Here is a 5687-nt window from a genome sequence, read left to right on the forward strand (position 1 = left end):
TCAGCAGGAAAGATCTGGGGAGCTGGTCGATTCCAAAAGGGGAATACGAAAATGATGAAGATGCGCTCGATGCTGCGCGGCGCGAGTTCCAGGAAGAAACAGGCTACGAAGTAAAAGGCGACGCAAAAGCATTGACCCCGATTAAACAGAAAGGTGGAAAGGAAGTAAAAGCCTGGGCAGTTGAAGGGAATATTGACCCGGAGAATATAGTGAGCAATACTTTCGAAATAGAATGGCCGCCACGCTCAGGTAAAAGGCAGACTTTTCCCGAGATCGACAAAGCCGAATGGTTTACGATTGAGAAGGCGCGAGAAAAAATCAATGAGAAACAAGCTGCATTCCTGGACGAACTGAAATCCATATTGGAATAAATAACTGCGGGAGGATCGGTATTATAAAAAATGAAATACTAAAATGTTGAAGCAATCGCTATTTACAATTACACAAAACCCAAACCTTCATTTTGCGCAGACATTTATTTGCCGGTATGTTAAATGAGCTATTTTCAGGTTGTTACGGGAAAATAATTTAACTATCGGTCGCATTGCAGGAGAACATTCAGCTTGTTTTTAATGCAAATCAAAGTTTCAAATCAGACCGGAATTCTAATTTTAATATAATTGGGTTTATTTGTTTGCCATCCTTAATTATTCCTGTTTGGGTTAATTAATAGCAAAGATTTTAATAAGAACATTTCATTCTTATTTTTGCAGGTAACAATCACAATAACCCAGAGAAATATTTGTATGAAAGCAAACACTATCAAGTTCTTTTCTCCGGAAGAGAATGCGCCAGTAACTAAGAAAGCGAAGGCTCAAACCAAACCTACCGGTTACATTTCGGGAACAGGTAAGTTGGTATTACCTCCTAAAACGCTTGAAGAATTAGGCGTTGAACCTTTGTCAACCCGTTTCAAAATTGGTGCTCCGGATGGTAAAAGAACTTTGAAATATCTTTACCTGATACCGAGCTCAGACGCAGAAGGTACTTTTGCAATGACAAAAAGCGGTCGTGGATTTTCTATTCCATTGGACGTTATTTTGAAAAAAGGCGGAGTGGATTTTGAAAAAACAAAATATACATTCGACATCACAATCTTCAATTATGAAGAGGGAGTAGTGGGTTATGAACTCGCATTGGGAACTGCGGAGCCAAAACCCGAGTATACCGGAAAGCCACGCGGCCGCAAGCCTAAAAAAGATGTTGCAGCTGAGTAAACACGGCAACTCTGAATCAAGAAGTTTTATTGATACTAACGGGATCCATTTTCAGTTTTGAAGATGGATTTCTTTTTTAAGAAGCACGCAGTTACTTGGCATAATTGTTATAGTCTGGATTGATGTTTATCAATGCTATATCACCATGTTAACTGAAATCGTAGAAAAGCCAGGTTTGACCGGAAATAGACAGGTCAGCTTGAAAGTGAACGGCAGTCCGGTGCAATTAAACCTGCTTCCCTGGGTCAGTTTACTGGATGCAATAAGGGACTACGCGGGGCTTACGGGCACAAAGAAAGGGTGCGACCACGGGCAATGCGGTGCTTGTACCATCATCTGCGACGGAAAGCGGATCGTCAGCTGTCTCACACTTGCGGTCATGAAAGATGGTTCGGAGATCACCACGATCGAAGGCGTAGCGCCCGAGGGCGACCTGCACCCATTGCAAAAAGCATTTATTGAACACGATGCATTTCAATGCGGGTATTGCACGCCAGGGCAGATATGCAGCGCGATCGGAATGATGAAGGAGGGAAAAGCGAAGTCGCGTGAAGAAGTGAAAGAGCTCATGAGCGGAAACCTTTGCCGATGCGGTGCCAATACCAACATCATCGACGCGATCATGGACGTTCAAAACCAGGGCGCACATGAATAACTTCGATTATCTCAAAGCCGGTAACATCCAGGATGCGATCGGCAAGTCGGAAAGCGGCAGAAAGTCTTCGTACATCGCAGGCGGCACAAACCTGCTGGATTTGATGAAGTATGATCTCGCACACCCTACCACACTCATTGATATCAACCACGCAGGAACGCAGGACGCAGTTACTGAAACGGAAAATGGCGGATTGCGCCTCAGCGCATTTGCTACCAATGCAGACACGGCCTGGCACCCGCTGATCGAGGAAAGATATCCATTGCTTTCAAAAGCGATGCTGGCCGGCGCTTCCGCGCAGATCAGGAATATGGCGACCAATGGAGGCAACCTGCTGCAACGTACGCGCTGTTATTATTTTTACGATGCCAATGTTCCCTGCAACAAACGTGAGCCTGGCTCCGGCTGCTCGGCCATTCAGGGTTATAATCGCATTATGGCCATATTGGGCACCAGCGAACATTGCATCGCGGTATTTCCTTCCGATATGTGCATTGCGCTGGCTGCATTGGAAGCTACGGTCAATGTGGAAGGGCCAAATGGTCCGAGGAGTATTGCATTCGCTGACTTCCACCGCCTTCCTGGTGACACGCCCGAGCTGGACAATAACCTTTTGCCAGGGGAGATCATCACAAGCATCGACCTGCCTCCGCAGGGCTTTTCAGACCATTATTCCTATCTCAAACTGAAAGATCGCAACTCCTACGCATTTGCATTGGTGTCCGTTGCGACTGGACTGGAAATGGAAGGCGATATCATCAGTAATGCCAGAATCGCACTTGGCGGAGTGGCACACAGGCCCTGGCGCGTGCCCGAAGCTGAGGAATTTCTGGTTGGTAAAACTGCTTCGGAGGCAAATTTTGCGCAGGCAGCGGATATCATCCTGCGCGGCGCGAAAGGTTACCAATACAATGACTTTAAAATTGAGCTGGCGAAAAGGGCCATTATCCGGAATGGACTAATGGCGCTGAATCCTGAAACACAGGTTCCGGGCGCGTTGCCTTCTGCTTAACCTTATACATCAACAAATGGAAGCATTTCAAAAACAAGTTGGCCAGCCGCTAAGCCGGCTGGAAGGACAACTTAAGGTAACCGGCACAGCCAAATACTCAGGCGATTATCAGGTGCCAGGCCTGCTGTACGGATATGTGATCAACAGTACCATTACCAAAGGAAAAATCACGCGGTTTGATACAAGCCGGGCCAAAGCGGTGCCGGGTATCGTGCAGGTATTTACCTACGAAAACCGTCCCTCACTAGCCTGGTTTGATCTGCAATATGCCGATATGGATGCGCCCCCGGGTTCCCCGTTCCGGCCTTTGCAGGATGAAGATATCTTGTATAATGGACAGCCGATCGGACTGGTTGTGGCAGAAACTTTTGAACTGGCAAGGTACGGGGCTACGCTGGTGGACGTAGAGTATGAGGAAGAAGCATTTGAAACAGACCTCAGAAAGGAAACACCAAAAGCACGTTCTCCGAAGATCGGAATGGCGACTATGCTGAAACCGCTGCCGCCTAAACCAAAAGGCAAATTTGAGAAAGCATACCAGGAATCGCCCGCACAGGTTTCGGCGGAATATTACCACGGTACCGAGCACCACAATCCTTTGGAACTGTTTGCTACCACCACTATTTACGAAGGCGATGGTAAACTGACCATTTACGATAAAACGCAGGGTACCGTCAACAGTCAGCTGTATGTAGCCAATATTTTTGGGTTGAAATACAAAGACGTGCGCGTTATTTCCCCTTATGTGGGCGGTGCATTTGGTTCTGCATTGCGGCCGCAGTACCAGCTTTTCCTGTCTGTAATGGCCGCATTGGAATTGAAGCAGTCGGTACTGGTGACACTGGACAGGCAGCAGATGTTTACTTTCGGTCACCGGCCACCTACCATTCAGCAAACGCGTTTCAGTGCGGATATGGACGGAAAGGTTACTGCCATGAACCACCTGGCGATAGGAGAAACGTCGCGGTTTGAGGATTATACCGAGGTAGTGGTAAACTGGGCGCATATGCTATACCCGGCTGCCAATACCTTAATGCAATACAAACTTGTGGAGCTGGATGTATACAGTCCGCTCGATATGCGCTCGCCGGGCGGGAGTACCGGCATGCACGCCATAGAAAGTACAATGGACGAGTTGGCATATAAGACCAAAATAGATCCGCTGCAACTTCGGCTGATCAACTATTCGGAAGATGATGTGAGCCTGAACCGGCCTTACAGCAGCAAAGAGCTGCGCCAATGCTATTTGCAGGGTGCAGAAAAATTTGGCTGGGATAAGCGGAGTCCAGAGCCGCGCAGTATGCGGCGTGGCAATAAGCTTGTAGGTTACGGAATGGCGACGGGGATCTGGGAAGCCAATCAGCTCCCGGCAAAGGCTGAGGCGATCCTTACTACCGATGGAAAATTGCGGGTAAACAGCGCGGTAACGGATATTGGAACGGGTACCCTGACCGTCACGACGCAAATCGCTGCCGACGAGCTGGGGATGAAAATAGAGGATGTGGAATTTTTATATGGAGACAGTAAAAAGCCTTTTGCGCCCATTCAGGGAGGCTCTTTCACGGTATCTACTGTTGGATCGGCAGTGAAGGTGGCGGGCGTCGCTTTGAAGAAAAAGCTGTTTTCTATCGCTAAAAAAATGAAGGATTCGGTTGTTAGCAAAGCAGATCTGAAAGAGGTTGTTTTTGAAGATAGCCGGATATTCCTGCGGAGCGACCGGAGTAAGTCAATCTCATTCCTGGAAATCATAGAAGCGAATGGCGGTAAGCCGATCAAAGTTTCGAAATTTTCGGTACCCTCGCTTTTGAAGCAAAAGAAATATTCACGCGCTACCCACAGTGCTGCATTCGTGGAAGTAGAAGTCGACGAGCAGCTCGGTATCGTGAATGTAACCCGGGCGATTACGGCAGTAGCTGCCGGTAAAATCATCAATCCGAAAACAGCCCGCAGCCAGATCCTGGGTGGAATGATCTGGGGAATCAGCAAGGCATTGAGGGAGGAAACGATTCAGGATTTCAATCTGGGTAAATACATGAACCAGAACCTGGCCGAGTATCACATACCTGTACACGCGGACATTCATGATCTCGATGTAATTTTTGTAGAGGAAAATGATGAAATCGTAAATGCATTGGGGGTCAAAGGGGTAGGAGAGATAGGGCTTGTGGCAATGCCGCCTGCTATTGCCAACGCCATTTATCATGCAACTGGGAAACGTATTAACCAGCTGCCCATTCATTTTGATTCATTGCTCTGACGAGTAAAATCATTCTTATCTGTTACCTGAAAACAAAGCAAGCCGGCGTCAACCGGCTTGCTTTGTTTTGGATCAAATCTCTGCATCATTCTTGGAGTCAATTTCGTAATCCGCGATATCACTTTTGTTCTCCGACCATTTGTATACTACCTTCTTAAATCTCAGATCGTATACAATGTCACGTATGTTTTTCATAAAATCTTTTTGTGTTTTCTTCGGTTCAAATATTTCGCCTGTGAAAGTCAGTACTTCGTTTTTATCACCCGAAAGTGAAATAGCAATGTGCTCCTGACCTAGTACTTCTTTCTTCGAATCGACATACGCATTTCTTAATTCCGGAAATTCTTTGGTCTGGATTTTCACGATCTTTTGTTTCAATTCCTCACGTTCTGCATGGATCGTTTTATCCTTTGCATCTTTTACTTCATTATAAAGCGCAGTGTTGGATTTGTGCCAGGAAAGTCTTGTCGCAATATCCGTTTCGTCCTCGCCTTTGCTTAGTTTTTGGTCAATATCGATGATCTTGTTTTTAATAAACAATTCCAT

The 5687-nt window shown here is 46.6% G+C and carries 6 protein-coding genes; 5 read left to right on the forward strand and 1 reads right to left on the reverse strand.

Translation table 11 applies throughout. The features are described 5' to 3' along the window. The 5 genes from ACTIE6_RS16175 to ACTIE6_RS16195 all read left to right on the forward strand — a co-directional run. The coding region (locus ACTIE6_RS16175) for an NUDIX domain-containing protein (RefSeq protein WP_439557628.1) at positions 1-371 on the forward strand (371 nt) is incomplete at its 5' end. A 375-nt stretch (positions 372-746) separates the two neighbouring features. Then, a complete protein-coding gene (locus tag ACTIE6_RS16180; RefSeq protein ID WP_439557629.1) occupies positions 747-1217 on the forward strand; it encodes a hypothetical protein in 471 nt (156 codons plus the stop codon). Between the two features lie 145 nt (positions 1218-1362). Then, entirely contained in the window at positions 1363-1872 is a 510-nt protein-coding gene (locus tag ACTIE6_RS16185) for a (2Fe-2S)-binding protein (protein ID WP_439557630.1), read from the forward strand. Further along, entirely contained in the window at positions 1865-2884 is a 1020-nt protein-coding gene (locus ACTIE6_RS16190) for an FAD binding domain-containing protein (protein WP_439557631.1), read from the forward strand. Before ACTIE6_RS16185 ends, ACTIE6_RS16190 begins: the two co-directional genes overlap by 8 nt. Before the next feature lie 16 nt (positions 2885-2900). Then, positions 2901-5141, forward strand: a complete 2241-nt coding sequence (locus ACTIE6_RS16195) for a xanthine dehydrogenase family protein molybdopterin-binding subunit (RefSeq protein WP_439557632.1) — start codon at positions 2901-2903, stop codon at positions 5139-5141. A gap of 72 nt (positions 5142-5213) precedes the next feature. Here the strand turns inward: ACTIE6_RS16195 and ACTIE6_RS16200 are convergent. Then, on the reverse strand, positions 5214-5687 hold a 474-nt coding region (locus ACTIE6_RS16200), incomplete at its 5' end, for a hypothetical protein (protein WP_439557633.1).

Origin of the sequence: Dyadobacter sp. (assembly GCF_051859145.1) — a bacterium.
Classification (GTDB): Bacteria; Bacteroidota; Bacteroidia; order Cytophagales; family Spirosomataceae; genus Dyadobacter.

Coding starts and splice junctions, on each gene's coding strand:
- ACTIE6_RS16180 (WP_439557629.1), top strand. CDS start 747: ATGAAAGCAAACACTATCAAGTTCTTTTCTCCGGAAGAGAATGCGCCA.
- ACTIE6_RS16185 (WP_439557630.1), top strand. CDS start 1,363: ATGTTAACTGAAATCGTAGAAAAGCCAGGTTTGACCGGAAATAGACAG.
- ACTIE6_RS16190 (WP_439557631.1), top strand. CDS start 1,865: ATGAATAACTTCGATTATCTCAAAGCCGGTAACATCCAGGATGCGATC.
- ACTIE6_RS16195 (WP_439557632.1), top strand. CDS start 2,901: ATGGAAGCATTTCAAAAACAAGTTGGCCAGCCGCTAAGCCGGCTGGAA.